The 21584-nt window shown below is 71.7% G+C and carries 22 protein-coding genes; 8 read left to right on the top strand and 14 right to left on the bottom strand.

What is annotated here, in order from left to right; genetic code table 11:
• Positions 1-3: 3 nt before the first annotated feature.
• The 6 genes from ybeY to era all read left to right on the top strand — a co-directional run bounded on the left by ybeY (position 4) and on the right by era (position 4450).
• Complete coding sequence (ybeY, locus tag KME78_RS05020) at positions 4-480, top strand: rRNA maturation RNase YbeY (RefSeq protein ID WP_219527552.1); 477 nt, start codon at positions 4-6, stop codon at positions 478-480.
• Entirely contained in the window at positions 477-1772 is a 1296-nt protein-coding gene (locus tag KME78_RS05015) for a hemolysin family protein (protein ID WP_219527551.1), read from the top strand. The genes ybeY and KME78_RS05015 overlap by 4 nt, the downstream gene beginning before the upstream one ends.
• Before the next feature lie 327 nt (positions 1773-2099).
• Entirely contained in the window at positions 2100-2714 is a 615-nt protein-coding gene (locus KME78_RS05010) for a hypothetical protein (RefSeq protein WP_219527550.1), read from the top strand.
• 10 nt (positions 2715-2724) lie between these two features.
• Positions 2725-3045 (top strand): cytidine deaminase-like protein, encoded by a 321-nt coding sequence (locus KME78_RS05005; RefSeq protein ID WP_219527549.1) that lies wholly within the window; start codon positions 2725-2727, stop codon positions 3043-3045.
• A gap of 1 nt (position 3046) precedes the next feature.
• Positions 3047-3523 carry an NUDIX domain-containing protein gene (locus KME78_RS05000; RefSeq protein WP_281428601.1) on the top strand — a complete coding sequence of 159 codons (477 nt, stop codon included), beginning with the start codon at positions 3047-3049 and terminating at the stop codon, positions 3521-3523.
• 18 nt (positions 3524-3541) lie between these two features.
• Positions 3542-4450, top strand: coding sequence for a GTPase Era (era, locus tag KME78_RS04995; protein ID WP_308126810.1), 909 nt, complete (start codon positions 3542-3544; stop codon positions 4448-4450).
• Positions 4451-4454: 4 nt separating this feature from the next.
• Here era and KME78_RS04990 read toward each other — a convergent pair whose 3' ends face one another.
• The 8 genes from KME78_RS04990 to KME78_RS04955 form a co-directional block, all read right to left on the bottom strand.
• A complete protein-coding gene (locus tag KME78_RS04990) occupies positions 4455-4925 on the bottom strand; it encodes a hypothetical protein (RefSeq protein ID WP_219527547.1) in 471 nt (156 codons plus the stop codon).
• 9 nt (positions 4926-4934) lie between these two features.
• Positions 4935-5870, bottom strand: a complete 936-nt coding sequence (locus KME78_RS04985; RefSeq protein ID WP_246650394.1) for an urease accessory protein UreD — start codon at positions 5868-5870, stop codon at positions 4935-4937.
• A 13-nt stretch (positions 5871-5883) separates the two neighbouring features.
• Positions 5884-6555, bottom strand: a complete 672-nt coding sequence (gene ureG / locus KME78_RS04980) for an urease accessory protein UreG (protein ID WP_219527546.1) — start codon at positions 6553-6555, stop codon at positions 5884-5886.
• 12 nt (positions 6556-6567) lie between these two features.
• On the bottom strand, positions 6568-7263 hold the full coding sequence (locus tag KME78_RS04975) for an urease accessory protein UreF (protein WP_219527545.1): 696 nt from the start codon (positions 7261-7263) through the stop codon (positions 6568-6570).
• Entirely contained in the window at positions 7263-8969 is a 1707-nt protein-coding gene (locus KME78_RS04970) for an urease subunit alpha (protein ID WP_219527544.1), read from the bottom strand. Before KME78_RS04970 ends, KME78_RS04975 begins: the two co-directional genes overlap by 1 nt.
• A complete protein-coding gene (locus tag KME78_RS04965; protein WP_308126809.1) occupies positions 8962-9315 on the bottom strand; it encodes an urease subunit beta in 354 nt (117 codons plus the stop codon). Before KME78_RS04965 ends, KME78_RS04970 begins: the two co-directional genes overlap by 8 nt.
• On the bottom strand, positions 9312-9614 hold the full coding sequence (locus KME78_RS04960) for an urease subunit gamma (protein ID WP_219527543.1): 303 nt from the start codon (positions 9612-9614) through the stop codon (positions 9312-9314). The genes KME78_RS04965 and KME78_RS04960 overlap by 4 nt, the downstream gene beginning before the upstream one ends.
• An 81-nt stretch (positions 9615-9695) precedes the next feature.
• Positions 9696-12257, bottom strand: coding sequence for an AfsR/SARP family transcriptional regulator (locus KME78_RS04955; RefSeq protein WP_219527542.1), 2562 nt, complete (start codon positions 12255-12257; stop codon positions 9696-9698).
• A gap of 46 nt (positions 12258-12303) precedes the next feature.
• Here KME78_RS04955 and KME78_RS04950 point away from each other — a divergent pair, with 46 nt between their 5' ends.
• Complete coding sequence (locus KME78_RS04950; RefSeq protein ID WP_219527541.1) at positions 12304-15774, top strand: WD40 repeat domain-containing serine/threonine-protein kinase; 3471 nt, start codon at positions 12304-12306, stop codon at positions 15772-15774.
• Between the two features lie 8 nt (positions 15775-15782).
• Here the strand turns inward: KME78_RS04950 and KME78_RS68510 are convergent, their stop codons facing one another.
• Complete coding sequence (locus tag KME78_RS68510; protein WP_504740159.1) at positions 15783-16052, bottom strand: aggregation-promoting factor C-terminal-like domain-containing protein; 270 nt, start codon at positions 16050-16052, stop codon at positions 15783-15785.
• 165 nt (positions 16053-16217) lie between these two features.
• Positions 16218-16949 carry a Mut7-C RNAse domain-containing protein gene (locus KME78_RS04945; protein WP_219527540.1) on the bottom strand — a complete coding sequence of 244 codons (732 nt, stop codon included), beginning with the start codon at positions 16947-16949 and terminating at the stop codon, positions 16218-16220.
• 32 nt (positions 16950-16981) lie between these two features.
• On the opposite strand from KME78_RS04945, the gene KME78_RS04940 reads away from it, so the two are divergent.
• A complete protein-coding gene (locus KME78_RS04940; protein WP_219527539.1) occupies positions 16982-17881 on the top strand; it encodes a TAXI family TRAP transporter solute-binding subunit in 900 nt (299 codons plus the stop codon).
• Here KME78_RS04940 and KME78_RS04935 read toward each other — a convergent pair.
• From KME78_RS04935 to KME78_RS04920, 4 genes are all read right to left on the bottom strand, one after another.
• Positions 17860-19197, bottom strand: a complete 1338-nt coding sequence (locus tag KME78_RS04935; protein WP_219527538.1) for a sensor histidine kinase — start codon at positions 19195-19197, stop codon at positions 17860-17862. The two genes, KME78_RS04940 and KME78_RS04935, sit on opposite strands and share 22 nt — an antisense overlap.
• Positions 19194-19859 carry a response regulator transcription factor gene (locus tag KME78_RS04930; RefSeq protein WP_219527537.1) on the bottom strand — a complete coding sequence of 222 codons (666 nt, stop codon included), beginning with the start codon at positions 19857-19859 and terminating at the stop codon, positions 19194-19196. Before KME78_RS04930 ends, KME78_RS04935 begins: the two co-directional genes overlap by 4 nt.
• A 9-nt stretch (positions 19860-19868) precedes the next feature.
• A complete protein-coding gene (locus KME78_RS04925) occupies positions 19869-21191 on the bottom strand; it encodes an MFS transporter (protein WP_219527536.1) in 1323 nt (440 codons plus the stop codon).
• A gap of 136 nt (positions 21192-21327) precedes the next feature.
• Positions 21328-21573: a DUF2630 family protein gene (locus tag KME78_RS04920; RefSeq protein WP_219527535.1), complete on the bottom strand. Its 246-nt coding sequence runs from the start codon at positions 21571-21573 to the stop codon at positions 21328-21330.
• Positions 21574-21584 lie beyond the last annotated feature (11 nt).

Below are 21584 nucleotides of genomic sequence, written 5' to 3'. Positions count from 1 at the left end.
GCGATGAGCATCGAGATCAATAACGAGTCGGGCGCGGAGGTCGGCGAGCAGAATCTCGTCGAGCTGGCCACCCACGTGCTCGGCGAGATGGGCATCAACCCGCTCGCCGAGCTGTCGATCGTGGTGGTGGACGAGCGCACCATGGCGGAGCTGCACGAGAAGTGGATGGGCGAGCCGGGCCCGACCGACGTGCTCGCCTTCCCCATGGACGAGCTGCGACCGGGTGGCGGGGCCCGCGGCGACGCCGACACCGCCACCGACCCGGCGCTGCTCGGCGACGTGGTGCTCTGCCCGCCGGTGGCCGCCCGGCAGGCGGAGGAGGCCGGTCACAGCGCTCAGGACGAGCTGGAGCTGCTGTGCACGCACGGCATCCTCCACCTGCTCGGCTACGACCATGCCGAGCCTGAGGAGCACAAGGAGATGTTCGGCCTGCAGGCCCGGCTCCTCGAGTCGTGGCGGGAGGTGCGCAGCCCGCGGTGAACGCCTGGTTGCCTCTGGCCATCGCCCTCGTGGTGATCGGTGGCCTGATCGCCAGTGCGGAAACGGCACTGACGCGCATCTCCAGGGTGCGCGCGGAGGAGTTCGTTCGCGAGGGGCGCCGCGGCGCCCTGCGGCTGCGGGCCATCGTCAACGACCCGCCGCGCTATCTCAACCTGCTGCTCCTGCTCCGGCTGAGCTGTGAGCTGATCGCCACGGTGATCGCGACGCTGCTGTTCATCGACCTCATGCACGACCAGGGCTGGGCGTACGTGTGCGCGGCCGCCGTCATGATCGTGGTCAGCTACGTGATCGTCGGCGTCTCGCCGCGCACCCTGGGCCGCCAGCACGCCGAGCCGATCGCGCTGGCCGGCGCTCCCATCGTCTATGGCCTGACCAGGATCTTCGGCCCGCTGCCCAAGCTGCTCATCCTGCTCGGCAACGCGCTGACCCCCGGCAAGGGGTTCCGCGACGGCCCGTTCACCTCCGAGGCGGAGCTGCGCGACCTGGTCGACCTGGCCGAGGAACGGCGGATGATCGAGCCCGACGAGCGCGAGATGATCCACTCGGTCTTCGAGCTGGGTGACACGCTCGTACGCGAGGTCATGGTGCCCCGCACCGACGTGGTCTTCATCGAGCGGGGCAAGACGCTCAGCCAGGCGCTGTCGCTGGCGCTGCGCAGCGGCTTCTCCCGCATCCCCGTCGTGGGCGAGAACGAGGACGACGTCATCGGCATCGCCTATCTCAAGGACATCACCCGCAGGGTGCACGAGTCGGGCGAGGACGTCGACGAGGAGAAGGTCGAGTCGATCATGCGCCAGGCCACCTACGTGCCCGAGAGCAAGCCGATCGACCAGCTCCTGCGCGAGATGCAGGCCAGGCAGAGCCACCTGGCCATCGTCATCGACGAATACGGCGGGACGGCCGGCCTGGTCACGATCGAGGACGTCCTCGAGGAGATCGTGGGCGAGATCGCCGACGAATACGACCGCGAGGCGCCCCGCGTCGAGGAGATGCCCGACGGCGGGGTCAGGGTCACGGCCCGGATGCCGGTCGACGAGCTCGCCGAGCTGTTCCACACCGAGATCGAGGTGGACGACGTCGAGACCGTCGGGGGCCTGCTCGCGCACGCGCTCGGGCGGGTGCCGATCGCCGGCTCCGAGGCGGAGGTGGCCGGGCTCCGGCTGACCGCCGAAACCCTTGCCGGGCGGCGCAACCGGATCAGCACCGTGGTCGTCCGCCGGGTCGTCCCGCAGGCGGGTGACGTGGTGTCCGCCGGTGCTGAGCAGGACTGACGGGCCGCTGACCGTTTTGAGAGAGATGTGGCAAGTGTTCTACAAGTCTGTTGCAAGCGGCCTGCGCCAGTCTTAATCCCGACACCCGGTGCGGTGGGTGTCACTGGGGAAGCATCCGCACGCCGGGTGGGGTTCGCGGCGTGAGGATGCCCCCTGGGGGGACGACAACGTCTCGGTCAGCTAGCCGATCGTGACGTTGCTCGGCGTAAAGGGAGTTCTCGTTCAGGCGAGGACTCCCTTTTGCGTTTGGGGCTTTGTTGATGACTCTGGTGGATTGCCGTATTCGTCGCCCGGGGACATCGCGGTCCAGGGGGAATCATGGAACGCGTGATCGTTGTCCTGGCCGTCGTGTGCGGGCTCCTTGCCGGATGCGGCGGACCGGTCGAGAGCCACATCGATGCCCAGGCGACGGCCCGGCTGCGTGAGGTGCTCAACAAGGACCCGCGGCTGCCCGACGGCTTCTCGGCCCGGTCGGAGGAGCCGTGGCGGGTGCCGTTCACACCGGCGGACCGCAACTGCCGGGCCGTCCTCGATCCGGCGGCGGGCCGGGCGCCCGCGCGGGCGCTGACGGCGCAGGCGGCGGCCAGCTTCGAGGGGGACGAACTGGGCGAGGTGGCCGGGGTGGGCCTGGCGCGCTACGCGGGCTCGGAGGCCGCGGGGCACATCGACGACCTGGCCGACGCGCTGGAGGCGTGCCGGTCCGTGCGGTCGGGCGGCGGCACCCGGCTGCGGCTGACGATTCTGCCGGTCGAGGACGTGGGTGACGAGGCCGTGGGCGCCGAGCTGCGCGGGCGGCTGGACGGCTATCCGTACGCGCTGGACGTGATGCTCGCCCGCTCGGGCGACACGCTGGTCTCCGTCGTGCACACGGGCATCGCCAAGGTGGACACGGAGCGTACGCGGCAGGTGCTCAGCGCCGTCGTCGGGATGGCCAGCGCCTAACCTAGAGCACGTGACTCTCGATCCAGAAGACAGCAAGATCATTACGCTCGCGCGGGCGGCCAGGGCGCGCAACGGCTCCGTGGAAGGCGCCGCCGTACGCGACGAGACCGGGCGCACCTACTCGGCCACGAACGTCGCGCTCTCCTCGCTCACCCTCTCCGCGGTGCAGGTGGCGGTCGCCACGGCCATCTCGAGCGGCGCGCAGTCGCTGGAGGCCGTCGCGCTGGTCACGGCGGGCGACGGGCCGAGCGCCGCGGACGAGGCGGCGGCCGCCGAGCTGGGCGTCAAGGCGCTGCTGGTGGCCGGGCCCGACGGCACGTTGCGGGGCTGACATGCCGATCTCGCCCCATCTGGCCGGGGTACGCGCGAAGGTCGGGTCCGACCTGCTGATGCTTCCGTCGGTCAGCGGCTTCGTGTTCGACTCCGCGGGCCGGGCGCTCATGGCGCGGCACGGCGACGTGGGCCTGTGGGCCTCGCCCGGCGGCGGCGTCGACCCCGACGAGCGCCCCGAGGAGGCCCTGGTCAGGGAGCTCCAGGAGGAGCTCACCATCGACGTCGCCGTACGTGGCCTGATCGGCGTGTACGGCGGGCCCGAGTTCCGCACCGTCTACCCCAACGGGCACCAGTGCGCCTACGTCATCGCCGTCTACGGCTGCGTGATCGAGTCGGGCACGCCCACCCCCGACGGCGACGAGATCAACGACGCCCGATGGGTGACCGAGCCGGAGATCGCCGACCTGACCACGACCGCCTGGATGCCGCTGGTGGTGCCCGAGGCGTTTGCCTGGTGGCGTCACCAGGGAGTTTGATAGGCCACAATGCACTATGTGACTTCGCCAGACAGCCATCGCGCCGGATTCGCCTGCTTCGTGGGGAGGCCGAACGTCGGCAAGTCCACGCTCATGAACGCCCTGGTCGGCACCAAAGTGGCGATCACCTCCTCCAAGCCGCAGACGACCCGGCGCGTCATCCGGGGCATCGTGCACCGTCCCGAGGCCCAGATCGTCATCGTCGACACGCCCGGTCTGCACCGCCCCCGCACGCTGCTCGGTGAGCGGCTCGACAGCCTCGTGCTGTCCACGCTGACCGAGGTCGACGTGATCGGCTTCTGCGTCCCCGCGAACGAGCCCATCGGCAAGGGCGACCGCTTCATCGCCGACAAGCTCGCGGCGGTGAAGAAGACGCCGGTCGTCGCCGTGGTCACCAAGTGCGACCTGGCCTCCAGGGAGCAGATCGCGCAGCAGCTCCTGGCGCTGTCGCAGGTGGCGGAGTTCGCGGCGATCGTCCCGGTGTCGGCGCAGTCGGGCGACCAGCTCGACGTGCTGGCCGAGGTGCTGATCGAACACCTGCCGGAGTCGCCGCCGCTGTACCCCGGCGGGCAGCTCACCGACGAACCCGAGCAGGTGCTGGTCGGGGAGCTGATCCGGGAGGCGGCGCTGGAGGGGGTACGCGACGAGCTGCCGCACTCGATCGCCGTGGTGGTCGACGAGATGATGCCGCGCGAAGGGCGGGACGATCTGCTCGACATCTACGCCCACATGTTCGTCGAACGGCCGTCGCAGAAGGCGATCGTGATCGGGCACAAGGGCGAACGGCTGCGGGACGTCGGGACGCGGGCGCGCAAGCAGATCGAGGCGCTGCTGGGGACTCGGGTCTATCTCGATCTGCGGATCAGCGTGGCCAAGGACTGGCAGCGCGACCCCAAGCAGCTGCGCCGCCTGGGCTTCTACGACTGAGTTCCTACGCTCGACGGCCGCGTACGAGTGACAGGACGGCGAGGGCGATCACGGCCAGCGCGCAGGCCAGGGCGGCGAACCAGCCGTAGCGGATCCCCGGCTCGATCGACAGGAACCCGAGATCGACGGAGACCCCGTTGCCGACCCCGGGCGGATCGACGACGAACATCAACAGCCAGACCGTCGCCAGCACCCCCGGAACGACGGCCAGCGCGGCCACCAGCGGCCGGGCGAACAGACCCGCGACCCCGAACACCAGCGTGACGAGCCCGGCGACGAGCGTGTAGACGCCGAGGCTGTCGTCGATGCCGCGCATGTCGTCGGACACGCCGCCGATGGCACCGATCCTGGCCTCGACCCCGGTCCACGGCAGGAACGCGCAGAACACCAGCAGCGCTCCGGCGACCGCGATGACGAACGCGTAGCCGCGCCGCGCCGTGGGCTTCGCGGGGCTCTGCGGGAGATGGTCGGCCACACGATCACCTTAGGACGGGCGCGCGGCTCCTGCCAGGTAACCGAAGGCCACACCCTCACCCCACTCCAGACGCCGCCGCAACTCGACGGCGTCGGCGCCCAGCGCGGACACCAGCACCCCGGGCCCGGCGAGTGGCAACACGGCGACGCCGTCCCCCGGCACCTCCTCCGCCACGTCCCCTGCCACGGCCTCTGGCGCGGATCCCGATACGGCGGCATCGCCTGCGACCACGGCCCCTGAGGCGGCCGGGCTCTGTGTGGCCGGTTCTGGTGGGGCGGGGGCGGGTTTCGGGGTGATGAGGGTGGTGCCGACGCAGCGGGCGTCGCCGTAGACGGCTGGGGAGGCGTCCAAGGCCGGGTCGCCGACCGTGTACTCCTGTCTGAGCAGGGGGCGGCCGTCGTACGTGGCGTCGAAGCGGGCGTGGCAGCGGCCCGGCGCCTCGCCGTACCGGCCGAAGACGATCTCCTCGCGCCAGAACACGTGCGCGCCCGCCGCCAGCGTCAGCCGTACCACCAGGCGGTGGAAGCACCCGGCGGCGAGCACCGTTGGCTGGGGCGCGAAGCGGAGTGCGGCCCCCGCGCCGACGCGTGCGGTGATCACCATGACGGACTCGCCGTCGCCGGGCAGCACCAGCGTGCTCGCCACCGAGCCGACCTCGAGGCTGGTGCCGGGGGCTATGTCGAGGTCGAGTTCGAGCCGGTCGCCGCCGAGCGGGCCGGCCGCCGTGGAGACCAGGTGCACGGCCTGCGGACCGGTCTGCCGGAACGTCAGGGGCGGCGCCGAGCTGAGACGGCTGACCACCGTCCGGCCCCCGGCCAGGCAGGTCCCGACAGCCGCCCGGGCCACCATCGCCCGCCGCCCGACAACGGCGCCGGCCGATGTGCCTGCGTGGGCGGCTGACGTGGTCTCTGCCGTGGTGTCAGGCAGGGGGGCGCTGCTGGTCATGGGGCGGGGTGGGTCATGCCGCTGGGACGGGCTCGTGGGGCCAGGAACGGGCCTGTTCCGAGACCCAGGCCGCTACGGCCGACGCCGAGGGGTCCTGCCTGATCGACGTGAACAGGACCGGCTTGTCGCCACGGACCGCCGCCGCGTCACGGGCCATCACGTTCAGGTCGGCGTCCACCAGCGGCGCCAGGTCCGTTTTGTTGATCACCAGCAGGTCGGCCGAGGTCACCCCCGGGCCGCCCTTGCGGGGCACCTTGTCGCCACCGGACACGTCGAGGACGAAGATCTGCCTGTCGGCCAGGCCGCGGCTGAACGTCGCCGTCAGGTTGTCCCCGCCACTCTCCACGATCACCAGGTCGAGCGGCCCGAACCTGTCCTCCAGGGTCTCCACGGCGTCGAGGTTCGCGGCGATGTCGTCGCGGATGGCGGTGTGGGGGCAGCAGCCGGTCTCGACGGCCAGGATGCGTTCCTGGTCGAGCACCCCGGCCCGGCGCAGGAAGTCGGCGTCCTCGGTGGTGTAGATGTCGTTGGTCACCACACCGAGCCGCAGGGAGCCGCCGAGTGTTCGGCACAGGGCGGCGACCAGGGCCGTCTTGCCGCTGCCCACCGGCCCGCCCACCCCGAGGCGGAGCGCTCTGCCGTGGTGGTCCGGGGCGTGGTGGTGATCGTCGTGATTGGCGCCCATGGCGGATCCTTCCTAGGAGACGAACAATCTGACCTTGGCGCCCGCATGCCGCTCGGCGAGCAGGTCCAGCGCGGGGGCGGACCTCGCGGGCAGCTCGGCCCATGGCAGGTCGGTGAGCCCAGGGGCAGTGGCCGTGGTGGCGAGGTCTGGGGCCAGGTCGGCCAGCAGGCCGTGTACCGCTACCGGGTCCAGGCCGAGCAGGCGGACCGCCGCCGTGGCCGGACCGGTGATCGCGTGGTAGGCCGCCGCCAGGGCGGCGTCCTCGGGCGACGCTCCCGCCGCATGTGCCGCCGCGCCGAGCGCGATGGGGTGATGGGGATTCGGTACGGCTCGCGCCAGCCCGTCGAGCACGACCGACGGCCACAGGCGACGAGCCACCCGCAGGAGCAGCCGACCCTGGGTCCTGGAGGCGTCGCGCTGGGCGGGGGAGGCGGTCCTGGCGTCGGCCTCCGCGTCCAGCAGGTCCCACGAGGCGGTCCTGGCGTCGGCCTCCGCGTCGGGGGAGCCGGTGGTGCTCAAGGCGCAGGCCGCGGCGGCGAGGGCGGCGGCGACGTGCCCGGACGTGTGCAGGCGGCCCCGCAGGAAGGCGGCGAGGGACGCCAGGTCGTGGACCGCCCCCGTGGCGATCGCCTGTTCGGTGCCGCCCGAGTGGGCGTGGCCGCCGGCCGGGAGACGGGAGTCGGTGAGGAGCAGGAGGGCGGGGTTCATCAGAAGAGGAAGTAGCGCTGGGTCATCGGGAGCGTCTCGACGGGTGCGGGCTCGATCAGGTCGCCGTCCACGCGGACCTCGAACGTGTCCGGGGCCACCTCGATCCGGGGGAGCGCGTCGTTGAGCGGCATCGTGTCCTTGCCGCGCCCCCGTACGTCCGCCACCGGGACGAGACGGCGGCGGACCGCGAGGCGGTCGGCGAGGCCGGCGTCGAGGGCGAGCGGAGAGACGAAGTGCAGCGAGGTGGCGGCCGCCGTGACGGGGGCGGCGCCGAACATCGGGCGCGGCAGCACCGGCTGCGGCGTGGGGATGGAGGCGTTCGCGTCGCCCATCTGGGCCCAGGCCACCACGCCGCCCTTGAGCACGAGGGTGGGCTTGACACCGAAGAACGCCGGGTCCCAGAGGACGAGGTCGGCGAGCTTGCCGCGTTCGACGGAGCCGAGTTCGGCGTCGAGGCCATGGGCGACAGCCGGGCAGATCGTATATTTCGCGACGTAGCGGCGGGCGCGGAGGTTGTCCGCAGGGCCGGTCAGGGCGCCGCGGCGGCGCTTCATGACGTGCGCCGTCTGCCAGGTGCGGATGATCGTCTCGCCGACCCGGCCCATCGCCTGCGAGTCCGAGCCGATCATCGAGATCGCCCCCAGGTCGTGCAGGACGTCTTCGGCCGCCATCGTGGCGGGCCTGATGCGGGACTCGGCGAAGGCCAGGTCCTCGGGGATCGACGGGTTCAGGTGGTGGCAGACCATCAGCATGTCGAGGTGCTCGTCGAGCGTGTTGACGGTGTGGGGCCTGGTGGGGTTCGTGGAGGAGGGCAGGACGTTGGCGAACGACGCCATCCTGATGATGTCCGGCGCGTGCCCGCCTCCCGCCCCTTCCGTGTGGTAGGCGTGGATCGTCCGATCGCCGATGGCGGCCAGCGTCGACTCCACGAACCCGGCCTCGTTGAGGGTGTCGGTGTGGATCGTCACCTGTACGCCGTTCGCGTCGGCCACGGTCAGGCAGGCGTCGATCGCCGACGGCGTGGTGCCCCAGTCCTCGTGCAGCTTGAACCCCGAGGCGCCCGCCTCGAGCTGTTCGAGCAGGCCCTCGGCGCTCACCGTGTTGCCCTTGCCGAGCAGGGCGAAGTTGAGCGGGTAGGAGTCGAGCGACTCGAGCATCCGGGACAGGTACCAGGCGCCGGTGACCGTGGTGGCCTTGGTGCCCTCGACCGGTCCGGTGCCGCCGCCGACGATCGTGGTGACGCCCGCGCCGATCGCCTCGTCGAGGATCTGCGGGCAGATGAGGTGGACGTGGGAGTCGACGGCGCCCGCGGTGAGGATCTTGCCGTTGCCGCTCAGGATCTCGGTGGACGGGCCGATGACGATGTCGACGCCGTCCATGGTGTCGGGGTTGCCGGCCTTGCCGATGGCGGAGATCCGGCCGCCGGTGACGCCGATGTCGGCCTTGACCACGCCCCAGTGGTCGAGGATCACCGCACCCGTGATGACCAGGTCCGGCGCGCCCTCGGCCCGGGTCGTCCTGGCCTGCCCCATCGACTCGCGGATCACCTTGCCGCCGCCGAACACCGCCTCGTCCCCGGCCCCCGCCGGGCCCACGGACAGGTCCTCAGTGACCTCGATGAACAGGTCGGTGTCGGCCAGCCTGATGCGGTCGCCCGTGGTGGGGCCGTACAGGGCGGCGTAGCGCGTACGGGAGATGTCAGCCATCGAGGGGGCCCGCCCATTCCGGTCGCAGGCCGGGCACCACGCGGCGCCCGGCGATCGGCACCAGGGTCACGTCGCGCTCGACCCCCGGCTCGAACCTGATCGCGGTGCCCGCGGGCACGTCGAGCCGCATCCCCCAGGCGGCGTCGCGGTCGAAGGCCAGCCCGGGGTTGGCGGCGGCGAAGTGGTAGTGCGATCCGACCTGTATCGGCCGGTCCGCGGTGTTGACCACCCGGACCGTCACCCGCGGCCGCCCCGGATTCAACGGGATGTCATCGGCGGGATGCAGATATTCGCCCGGAATCACGGGATCGGCCTGCGCGCGGCCATCGGCCGCGTCCGCGGTCACGGGATCGGCCTGTGTACGGTGACCAGCTTGGTGCCGTCGGGGAAGGTCGCCTCGATCTGTACGGAGTCGAGCATCTCGGGCACCCCCTCCATGACGTCGTCGCGGCCGAGCACCGAGCGTCCCGCCTCCATCAGATCGGCCACGGTCCGCCCGTCCCTGGCCCCCTCCATCAGGAACGACGCGATGATCGCGGTGGCCTCGGGGTGGTTGAGGCGCAGGCCTCTGGCCTGACGCTGCCGCGCCACCCCGGCGGCGACGTGGATGAGCAGGCGCTCCTGCTCGTGTGGGGTTAGCCGCATGGCCGGACCTTAGGAACCGGCCGTTTCCACGATGTTGCGGGAGAGTGTCGAATCGGTTTCTGGTGATACCTAAGGGCCGCGCTATCCCACCAGAGGAAGCGCCTGCGACCGGCCCTGATCGTCCCCCAGCGCCTCGAAGACCGTCAGCGCCGCCCCCGCCAGCTCTCCGGCCCGCTCCGCCGCGCCCTCCGCCTGGTTCACCCGGGCGAGGGCCAGCAGGGCGTACGCGTCGAGGAGCCGGTCGCCGAGCCGGATGGCGATGCCCCGGGCCGTCTCGGCGGCCGTCCTGGCGTCGGGGACCGCGCGCTGCGCCAGCCGTACCGAGGAGAGGTCCAGGAGCGTGTCGGCCTGCCGGTAGCGGTCGCCGAGCGCGGCGAGGTGGCCGGCGGCGGTCTGGAGGCGTTCTGCGGCCTCGTCGAGGCGGCCCGCGCGGTGCAGGACCGCGCCCAGCACGCGGAGCACGTCGGCGGCGTCGCGATCGTTCTCCGCCGCCTTGAGGCAGCTGAGCAGGGCGCGCTCGGCCTCGGGCAGGCGGCCGCGTTCGAGGTGGACGCGGCCGAGGCGCCGCCTGGTCTGGTTGACGTCGCGGGTGCGCCCGGCGCCCAGGAACATGCCGAGCGCCAGCCGGAGCCGGTCGTGCGCCAGGTCCCACTCCTGCTCGGCCAGGTGCAGGTCGCCCTGGTCGCGCAGGATCAGCGCCTCGCCCATCGCGTCGCCCGCGCGTCGCGCCGATGCCAGCGCCTCCTCGATGACGTGCCGCCAGTCGTCGAGGAAGCGGTGACGTTCGAGGTACGGCCCGAGCAGGTGGGCGAGCCGGCGACAGCCGTCGTCGAGCCCGGCCTGGCGCAGGTCGGAGACCAGGCTGACCAGGAAGGCTCGCTCGGCGGCGAGCCACTCGACCGACTCCCTGATGTCCCTGGTCGCCACGAACGTGCCCGGATCGCCGGAGACCAGCGAGAAGCGCGAGGACCGCACCCGGGCCAGGACCACGTCCAGCAGCCGTCCGAGCGCGCCGGGCGCGGGCTGCTCGCGGGCGAACAGCCGGGTCAGGTCGTGCAGCCGATAGCGCACCTGACCCGCCACGTCGACCACGTGCGTCTCCAGCAGCCCGGCGTCGACCAGCGCCTCGGCGTGCCCGCCGAACAGCTCGGCCACCCAGTCCGCGAAGTCGGGCGCCGACAGCGCGCCGAGCCCGCGCAGCGTGGCCTTGGCGGGTTCGGGCAGGCCGTCGTAGCCGATGGCGAGCACGCTGCGCACGGCCTGGTCGCCGGAGCGCAGCCCGTCGAGCCGCTCGTGCTCGTCTTCGAGCAGGCCGACCAGGTAGTCGACGGTCCAGCCCGGCCGGGCGGCCAGCCGGGACCCGGCGATGCGCAGCGCGATCGGCAGCCCGCCGCAGAACCTGGCCAGCCTGCGCAGCGCCTCGTCCGCCGCCCGGCCGGAGGTACGGACGAGCAGGTCGAGCGCGTCGTCCTCGCCGAGCACCCCCACGGACACGCGGGTCGCGTCGGGCAGCCCGCCGAGCGAGGAGCGGCTGGTGACGACCGTGGCGCAGGAGGTCAGCAGCGGCCGTACCTGGCTCTCGGACGACGCGTTGTCGAGCAGCACCAGGAGCCGGCGGTTGGCCGCGTACGTACGGAAGAGCCGCTCCCGCCCGTCGAGCGAGGCGGGGACGGCCTGGGCCGGGCAGCCCAGCCAGCGCAGGAAGTCCTCCAGCACCGCCGCGGGCGCCGTCGTCTCGCGCAGGTCGGCGTAGAGGATCCCGTCGGGGAAGCGCTCGCGCTCCCGCCAGGCGGCGTGCACGGCCAGCGCCGACTTGCCCGCACCCGCCTGCCCGTGCACCACGACCTGCCCGTCCACCACCAGGTCGAGCAGGTCGGCGCGGCCGGTGAAGCCGGCTATGTCGTGCGGCAGCAGCACCGGCGGCCCCGCCGAGACGTGCAGCGACACGTCGTCGTGCAGCAGGCGGTGATAGAGCAGCTGCAGATCGGAATCGGGCTCGATCGCGTGGCCGTCGTCGAGCGCCTCCCGTAACGCCGCGTACGCGTCGAGGGCCTCCACCCGCCGCCCGCTGCGGTAGAGCGCGAGCATGTACTGGCCCCGGAAGCGCTGCCAGAGCGGATACTGCCCGGCCAGCCTCCGCAATTCGGACAGCAGCTCCCGGTGGCGGCCGGCGTCGAGGTCGAGCTGCACCCTGCGCTCCAGGGCGAGCAGCCGCAGCTCCTCCAACTCCTCGCGCAGCCGCCGCGTCTCCACCCAGCGTTCGCCGTCGGGGTCGAGGTCTTCGAGCGCCGGGCCGCGCCACAGGGCCAGCGCCTCCTCGTACGAGCCCCGCTCCACCAGCGATCTGAAGCGGTCGACGTCGAGCTGCTCCTCGCCGATGGCCAGCGTGTACGTGCCGGACACCGTGGTGATCACATCCTTGCCGATGAGCTGGCGCAGCTGCCCGACGTACCCGCGGACCAGCGAGTCGGACCGGTCACCACCCTCACGCGGCCACAGCAGGTGGCGCAGCCGTCCGACGGTGAGCGGGCGACGCGCGTTGAGCACGAACATCGCCAGCAGGTCACGGTGCTTGGGCGCGCTCGGGGTGCGGTCGCCGTCGCCGTCACGCACCTCGAGCGGACCCATGATGCGAAATTCCACGCGGCCTTCCTCGACTCAGGCAATATCGATAAGAATTGCACACCTGATGACTTCGCTTACTTCCTCTGACCCGCACCGGTTGGGCCGTTACTGGCTCGCGGGGCGGCTGGGCGCCGGTGGCCAGGGCGTCGTCTACGAGGCGTACGGCGAGGCGGGGGAGCGGGTCGCCGTCAAGGTGCCCAGGGTCGACGATCCCGAGTCGCGGGCCAGGCTGGCCAAGGAGGCGGCGGCGACCCAGCGGGTGGCCTCGTTCTGCACGGCCAAGGTCATCGAGGTGGCCGAGCCGTACATCGTCAGTGAGTTCGTGCCCGGCCCCAACCTGCGGCAGGTGATCGCCGAGCACGGGCCCTACGAGGGTGACACGCTACGGCGCCTGGCGATCGGTGTGGCGACCGCGCTGACGGCCATCCACCAGGCCGGTGTCGTGCACCGCGACCTCAAGCCGGACAACATCATCCTCGGGCCCGACGGTCCCCGGGTGATCGACTTCGGCGTGGCGCGCGAGATCGGGCCGACGACCACCGGCCCGGTCATGGGCACGCCCAACTACATGGCACCGGAGGTCCTGGCCGGGCGGGGCGCGACGGCCGCGGCGGATCTGTGGGCGTGGGGGCTGGTGGTGCTGTTCGCCGCCCGGGGCGAGGACGCGATCGCGGTCCGCGACCCGGTCGCGGTGGTCGCCGACGTGATGGACTTCCGCCCCGCTCCCGGCGATCTCGCCGGCCTGGCCGACCCGCTCGGGCCGCTGGTGTCCGCCGTACTCGTGCGAGAGGCCACCGACCGCCCCTCGGCCCGCGACGTCCTCCTGAGCCTGCTGGGCGAGAGCGACAGCTTGCTGGGCGAGAGCGACGAAACCGGCGGCGACCCGCTGACCCGCGGCGGCTCACTGGCCAGCCCGCTCAGGAGCACGGCCGAGCCCGACCTGGGCGCCATCGCGGAGGAGCTGTACAGCGAGCTCTCCGAGGCCGAACAGGCGACCGCGCCCGAGGTCCTCCTGCGCATGCTCGACGGCGACGGCTCACTCCGGCCGGTCACCCGCGACGAACTCCCCGAGACCGAGGCCGTCGACGCGCTGCTCACCTTCTTCGGCGCGGCGGGCCTCGTGCGGCGGACCGGCGACACGTACGAGCTGGCCAAGCCCGCCCTGGTGCAGGCGTGGCCCAGGCTGCGGACCTGGGTGGCCGACAACCGCGACGGCCTGCCCGTACACCGGCGGCTGGTGGAGGCGGCCCGGCTCTGGGACGGCCACGGCCGGAAACCCGGCGACCTCCTGCACGGCTCCAGCCTCGACCGTACGCTCCACTGGGCGGCCACCGAGCGCAAGGACCTCACGCTGGCCAGGAAGGAACGCGAGTTCCTCGACGCCGCGACCCGGCAGTCCCGGCGGCAGTCCCGGCGGCGCGGCATGATCGCCGCCGCGCTCGCCGTGCTGCTGGCGACCACGCTGGGCGGGCTGGGCCTGGCCGAGTACCGGCGCGGGGTGAGCGAGCGGCAGCGCGATGACGCTCTCGCCAGATCGCTGGTGTTGCGCGCGGCCGACCTGCGCGACACCTCGCCGAGGGTGAGCATGATGATGAGCGCCACCGCCTGGCGGCTGGCCCCGCTGCCCGAGTCGAGAGGCGCGCTGTACGACTCGATGTCGCAGATCACGCTCGACTCCTTCACCGACCCTGCGGCGAGCGCGGACACCAGCTACGCCCTGAGCCCCGACGGCCGGACGTTCCTCGCCTCGGTGGGCGGTCAGGTGGTGTTCTGGGACGTTCCGCGGCATCGGCGGACGAGGGTGCTCTCAGGAGTCGGTCCGGTGTCGAAGCTCGCGCTCAGCTATGACGGCCGGACGCTGGCCATACAGGATGAGCGGCACGTACGCCTCTGGGACGTGTTCAGCGGAACTCCGAAGGGCGCACCTTTCGCGGCGGGCGTGCTGCCGACCCACGCCGACTCGCTGCGCTTCTCTCCGGACGGACGGCGCCTGTTCATCCTTCAAGGCATCGACAGAGGCCGCGATGGCGCCTGGTGGGACCTGGAGACCCGGAGATCGCTCGGAATGGACGCCGTGAGCCCGGACGGTGCCCTGGGCGTCCGCTACTCCACAGGCGGCGGCCGGGCCGAGCTCTGGGACCTACGCACGCGGCGACGGCTCCCCGCGTCATGGCTGCCGTTGAAGACGCAGATCCAGGGTGCCGAATTCGATCCCGACGGCCGGGAGCTCGCAGTCGCCGTCTTCCGTCCCGAGGCCGAGGACGGCGCGGGGACCAGCCTGCTGTTCAGGAGCGTGCCCTCGGGCAAGCCGCTGCCAGGTGACAATGCGGGGCCCATAGCGAGCGCCATCGCCTTCAACGACAGGTTCATTGCGACGTGGGCCGCCGCCAGGCTGGTCGTCCTGCGGCGCTCCGATGGGTGGGTGATGGCCGACCGGCACCTTCACGCGCCGATCAACGAGCTGCGGTTCAACGGCACTGCCCTGCGCATCCTGACGGACGCGGGCACCGTCTACACGGCCGACGTCTCCTGGCTGTCGGACAGCGCCCTGGTCCGGCGAACCCCCAGTGAATTCGCACGTCTGGCGCCGGGCGGCGGCGGGCTGGCCGTCTACTCCGCCGGCCAGGCCCGGCTCTGGGCGGGCGGCAAGGAGGTTGCCCGGCCCATCGATGTCGGCGGACAGACAGGCGACGGAGCAGTGCTCTCCTTCTCCTCCGACGGCTCCCTGCTGGCAGTGGGGGGAGCGGCCACGACGCGGGTCACCGTGCTCGATGCGCGCACAGGGGCCGTGCGTACGGCCTTCACCCTCGCTGACAAGGACGCGGGGGGAGTGGCGGGGATGGCGTTCAGCCCGGACGGCGGGACGCTGGCCGTGGCCCCCGCGCGCACAGAAGAGACGGCCCCGGTGGAGCTGTGGAACCTCCGCAACGGATCCATCACCCGGACCACAGCGCCGGGATCGGCCGGTATGGCCTTCAGACCCGACGGGAAGGCGCTGGTCACAGCGTCCGCTCCCTACCTCACGATCATCGATCCGGTCGGCGGCGCTCCCGTAGGGCCGGGCGGGGTGCCCGGCGGGACGACCGCCTTCAGCCCTGACGGCAGATATGCGGTCATCAGCGGGTCCGAGCGGATGACGCTGTGGGACTCCGCCTTCACCAGGGCCATCGCGTCTTTCCCCGCGGTCCAGGGCGGTGCGGGGATCCCCATCTGGTCGCCCGACGGGAACACGATCGCCACCTATGGCACCGACGAACGGATCCGGCTCTGGGACGTTGCCAGTCGCGGGTTCCTGGGAGTCGTGTACGACGGGCTGGACTGGCAGGGGGAATCGGCGAACGCGTCGATCGCCTTCAGCCGGGACGGGCGGACCCTCTACGCCGCCACCCCGGAAGGGGTGATCAAGCAGTTCGCGCTCGACGGCGACCGGGCGCTGACTGAGGTCTGCCGCAGGGCGGGCGGCACGCTGAGCGTGGCCGACTGGCGACGGTACCTGCCGGAGATCGAGCAGTTCGACCCCTGCGTCACCCCGTAACCACCTGATCAGTATCGGCCGGAGCTTTGGTAGTGGCTCCATGCGGCGCAGGGCGTGCTGTAGTGCTTCTTGATGTAGCCGAATCCCCATTTGATCTGGGTCCTGGCGTTGGTCTTCCAGTTTGGGCCGGCGGACGCCATGAGCTTCCCAGGATTCGCTCGAGGTATTCCGTATGGTCCTGACGGCGTTCCCGCTGTGGTGCTCCAGCGGCTGACGCGATTCCACAGTGAGACCAGACAGCCGAATTGCGATGAAGGGCTCCAGCCGTAGCTGGGCATCATGGCCTTTGCTATCCGCTGGCTCTCAGCGGCTGGTGTGGGAGAGGCCGCGTACGAAGGTGTGGATAAGAGCAGGGCGGTCAGCGCTGAGAGGGAAATTCCGATAGCCGTGAACCGCTTTCGCATCACTTTTGCCCTTCTGTAGGTAAGGGTTCGACCCCTGCGTCACGCCGTGGCCGCCCACTCCCGCGCCGACCGGACGATCTCCTCCAGGTGGCCGCTGTGGGCGCCGTGCCAGTAGACATGGCCGCAGTCCCCACACTGACCGTAGGCGTCATAGCCGTGCCGGGTGCCCGCCTCCAGCAGCGGCAACACCTCGCCCTTCGGCACCGGAGCCAGCTCGCCGTTGCAGGCCGTGCAACGGGTCCACGGGCGCAGCGGCGGGGTGAAGCGTTCGAGCAGGTCGCGTAGCTGGTCCTGAGGCCGGGAGCCGCGGACGTAGGCGCCCAGCCACAGCGCGCGGCGGCGCAGCAGGCCGCGGTCCTGGGTCAGCAGCACCCGGCGCTCCTCGTTCGCCTGCACCACCAGGGCCGGGTCGTCCATGTCGTTGTGGTAGGCCGCGTCGAGGCCGAGCAGTCGCAGCCGCCGCGACAGCGTGCCCAGGTGCACGTCCAGCAGGAAGCGGGGCTCGCGCGGCAGCGGCTGCGGCCTGGGCACCGGACGTACCTCGATGACGTCGCCCGCGGCGGGCTGGTAGGAGGGTCCGACTCCGCGCCCGGCGACGGTCATCGGCCCGACCTCGGTCAGCGGGATGCCGGCCGACTCCACGTGGTGTCCCAGAGTCGAGCTGCCGCCGATGGCGATCCGCTGGCGCTCGCGGCGCCGGCTCACGGGCAGGAACATCATCAGCTCTGCGGAGATTCGAAGGTGCGCGTCCCGTTCGGTCACATTGTCCATTCTGCTCGATTCGATAACGTGAACCTGTGCGTATGTCCCGCCGTGTCTTTCTCGCGCTCGTCGCGACGGCCGCTGCGGGCTGCTCGGACACCGCCTCGGGGCAGCCGTCGCTGCGGCTGGCGACCGGGCTGGCCGGCGGGCCGTACGGGGCGCTCGGCGACCGGCTCGCGGCCGAGCTGCGGCGCGACGGGTTCACCGTGGAGGTGCTCCAGACCGCGGCCAGCGTCCAGAACCTCACCATGCTCACCGACGGCCGGGCCGACCTCGGGTTCTCGCTCGCCGACAGCGCCGACGACGCCGTGAGCATGCGCCACCAGCCCGTCGCCGCGCTGGCCAGGATGTACATGAACTACGTGCACCTGGTCGTGCGCGCGGGTTCCGTCATCACGACGGCCAAAGACCTGGCCGGGCGGAAGGTGTCCATCGGAGCGGACGGGTCCGGCACGGCCGTGACCGCCGTACGGGTGCTCGAGGCCGCGGGCGTGCGTGGTCACACCGTCGTCAGGCTGGGCCTGGACATGTCGATCAAGGCGCTCGCGGACCGCGCGATCGACGCGTTCTTCTGGTCGGGCGGCGTGCCGACCCCGGCGCTCGCCTCGCTCGACGACATCAAACTGGTCCCGCTCGAACCGCTGGTGCCCGTGCTGCGCCGCGTCTATGGGCCGGTGTACGAGAACGCGGCCGTCCCCGCGGGCGCGTACGGCGGCCCGAAACCGATTCCCACCGTCGGCACGCCCAGCTACCTGGTCTGCCGCAGGACCCTGCCGGACGAGGTCGCCTTCGCGGTCACCGAGACGCTCTTCGACGCCCGCGACCGCCTCCAGGCCCCCTCCGCCCCCGGCGGCCGCCTCGACAAGCGCTACGCCATCGGCACCGGCGTCGTCCCCCTGCACCCCGGCGCCGCCCGCTACTACAGGTCCGTGTACGGCTGAGCCAGCCGCAACTCCACGACCAGCCCATGGGGTACGGCGGCCAGCAGGCTCAACGTGGCCCCGCACGACTTGGCCAGCTCCGTGGCGATGGCCAGGCCCAGCCCGCTGCCCGGCACGTTGGCGTGCGCGCCCGACCGCCAGAACCGGCCCAGCGCGTCGCCCCGCTCCTCCTCGCCCAGCCCCGGCCCGTCGTCGGCGACCCGCAGCACGCCGTCGGAGAGCGTGACCGTCACCGTGCCGCCCGCGGGCACGAACTTCTGCGCGTTGTCCAGCGCGATGTCCGCCACCCTGGCCGCCGCCTCCGGCACCAGCGACATCTCCGGCACCTCCACCCGCAGGGTGAGATCCTTGGCCGGATAGACCTCCCGCCACACCGCCAGCCGGGGCCGCAGCTCGATCTCCTTCGTCTCGCTGCCCACACCCGCCTCCACCCTGGCCAGCGCCAGCAGGTCCTCCACCAGCAGCGCCAGCCGGTCGAGCTCGGCCATGGCCTCCTCGAACTCGGTGGTGCCGTCCGCGCGCAGATGCGGCTCCAGGTTCTCCAGCCGCAGCCCGAGCACGGTCAGCGGGGTACGCAGCTCGTGCGAGGCGTCGGCCACGAACGCCCGCTGCCGCTCCATCGCGCCCGACACCGCGTCGGCCATCGCGTTGAACCGCTCCTCCAGCCGCTGCAGCTCCGAGGGCCCCGCGCCCGGATGGGCCCGCGCGTCGAGATGACCTTCCGCGATGGCACGGGTGGTGCGGTCGAGCTCGGTCACCGGGCGCAGGATCCAGCGGGCCAGCTGCCTGGCCGCCAGCACCGAGTAGCCCAGGGCGATCAGCGCGCCCAGCGCCAGCGCGCCCCAGACGAGCGAGACGTCCAGCCGCGACTGGTCGGTGCGGGCCTGGAGCAGCACCACGCCCGACAACTGCGCGTCCCTGCCCGCCGGCTCGGCCAGCAGCACCGTCGAGGGGCCGAACGGGCTGATCGTGGGCAGGTCCTCGGTCGTCCGGCCGCTCAGGGCCAGCCGGGTCGCCTCCTGGTCGTCGCCGTCGAAGTGACCGGCCGTGACCAGGATCGTGCCGTCCCTGTCGCGTACGCGGATGGCCGCGCCGTACAGGTCGGCGTAGCGGACGACCTCGGCCGTCAGCGCCGTACGGTCGCCGTCGCGCGCGGCCTGGTCGGCCAGTTCCGCGAAACGGGTGGCGTCGGCGCGGCGGTCGAGCAGCAGCCGGTTGGTGCGGTGCGAGGCGTAGGCGAAGCCGAGCGGCACCGCCAGCGCCGCGATGAGGAACACGATCAGCGTGGTGAACGTGACCACCAAGCGGGAGTTCACGCCGTGGAGCCCAGGCGGTAGCCGGTGCCGCGCAGCGTCTCGACCAGGTGCGGGCGGCCGGTCTTCGACCGCAGCCCGGCCACGTGCACGTCGAGGGAGCGGGAGGCCGACAGCAGCGGGTCGCCCCAGACCTCGTCCAGGATCTCCTCGCGGCTGCGCACCACGCCCGGCTCGCGGGCCAGCAGGGCGAGCACGTCGAACTCGCGCCTGGTCAGCGTCACGTGCTCACCCGACACGGTGACCTGCCTGGACTCCAGGTCGATGCGTACGTCGCCGACGCTCACCACGTGGTCGCGGGTCGGCATCGGCCGGGTGCCCCGGCGCATCACGGCCTCCATGCGCGCCATCAGCTCGACCGTGCGGAACGGCTTGACCAGGTAGTCGTCGGCCCCGGACCGCAGGCCGCGGAGCACCTCGCGCTCCTCCGTGCGGGCGGTCACCACGATGACCGGCACGGCCGACACCCGGCGCAGGCGGCGCAGCACCTCGAGCCCGTCCATGTCCGGCAGGCCCAGATCCAGCAGGACGAAGTCGACGCCCCCCGCCAGGCGGAGGGCGTCGACTGCCAGCCCCGCGCGCACGACCTGGTGGCCGTGGCGCGCGAGGGCCGTGGTGAGCGCGGAGGCGAGCCGATCGTCGTCTTCGACCAGAAGAACTCGCATCAGGCCAGATTAGGCCCGGACGGGGACCGACTCCGCCGCTCCCTCCCGCTCCGCGCGGGTGAGTGCCGCGTCGCGGGTCTCACGCATGGTCAGGTAGACCACGAGCGACACGGCCGCACAGGCCGAGACGTACCAGTAGAAGCCCGACTCGATGCCGGCCTGCTTGAACCACAGCGCGACGTACTCCGCCGTGCCGCCGAACAGGGCGTTCGCGATCGCGTACGGCAGCGCCACACCGAGCGCCCGGACGTGCGTCGGGAACAGCTCCGCCTTGACCACCGCGTTGATCGAGGTGTAGCCGGTGATGATGATCAGGCCGACGAGCGACAGGATGAACGCGCCGGTGAAGCCGGAGACGCTGGACAGCCCGGTCATGAGCGGCACGGTGCCGAGCATCGACCCGATGCCGAACGTGATCAGCAGCGGCCGGCGGCCGATCCGGTCGGAGAGCCCGCCGGCGAGCGGCTGGATGCACATGAAGATGAACAGCGCGGAGAAGCTGACCAGCGACGCGGTCTCCTTCGGCAGGTGCGCCGTGTTGACCAGGTACTTGGTGAGGTAGGTCGTGTAGGTGTAGTACGCGACCGTGCCGCCCATGGTCAGGGCGATGACCAGCATCGCTTCCTTCTTGTGCGCCAGCAGGGCCTTGATGGTGCCGCGCTCGCCCTTGCCGGCCTCCTTGTCCTGCTCCTCCTCGTCGTACGCCTCGGTCTCCAGGAGGTTGCGCCGCAGGTAGAACACGACCGCCGCGCCCAGGGCGCCGACGACGAACGGGATGCGCCAGCCGTAGGAGTTGAGCGCCTCCTTGGTCATCGTGTTCTGCAGGATGATCTGCAGGCCCAGGCCGACGAGCTGGCCCGCGGTCATCGAGACGTACTGGAAGCTGGAGGCGAAGCCGCGCTTGCCCGCCGGAGTGGCCTCCGTCAGGTACGTGGCGCTGGCCGCGTACTCACCACCCACGGAGATGCCCTGCAGGAGGCGGGCGATCAGCAGCACCACGGCGCCGAAGTAGCCGACCGACGCGTACGTCGGGGCGATGGCGATCAGCAGGGCGCTCAAGGACATCAGCGTGACCGTCATGGTCAGCGCGGCCTTGCGGCCCTTCGTGTCGGCGTACCTGCCGAGCAGCCACCCACCGATCGGGCGCATGAAGAAGCCCACGGCGAAGATGCCCGCGGTGTTGAGCAACTGGGCGGTGCTGTTGCCCTCAGGGAAGAACGAGGCAGCGAAGTAGACGGCGAAACTGCTGTAGACGAACCAGTCGTACCACTCGACCAGATTGCCGACAGAACCGCCGATCACTGCTTTCCACGGCACGCGGGGTTGGCTCACGGTTTACCTCCTGGGGGGAGTAGGTGCAGGCCAGAGCCTCTCCGCAGAAGGTTGTTCCGACAAGAGGAGACGGGCTAGATCTAACGTCCGCTTAACATCAGGGAAACTCGAGCGTGAGATCCGGCCCTTTTCCCGGTCACTGCCGGTAGTTCTCCACCTCGCCGGCCGGGCGGGCCTGGGCGCTGTCCGGGTTCTCGCCCGCGTCCCTCCTCGCCCTGCGCTGCCTGAGCAGGTCCCAGCATTGGTCGAGAGCCACCTCGAGCTCCCTGACCCGCGCGTGCTCCTCGTCCGAGCTGACCTCGCCCGCCGACAGCCTGCTCCGCAGCTCGTGCTCTTCGGTGACCAGATCGCTGATCCTGGTGAGAATCTCGTTATCCTGCATGTCCAAGACTT

The sequence above is a fragment of the Nonomuraea guangzhouensis genome (genome assembly GCF_019396345.1).
In the GTDB taxonomy this organism is placed as follows: Bacteria; Actinomycetota; Actinomycetes; order Streptosporangiales; family Streptosporangiaceae; genus Nonomuraea; species Nonomuraea guangzhouensis.
The sequence above is the reverse complement of the archived record's forward strand: the minus strand, read 5'-3'. Positions and strand labels throughout refer to the sequence as shown.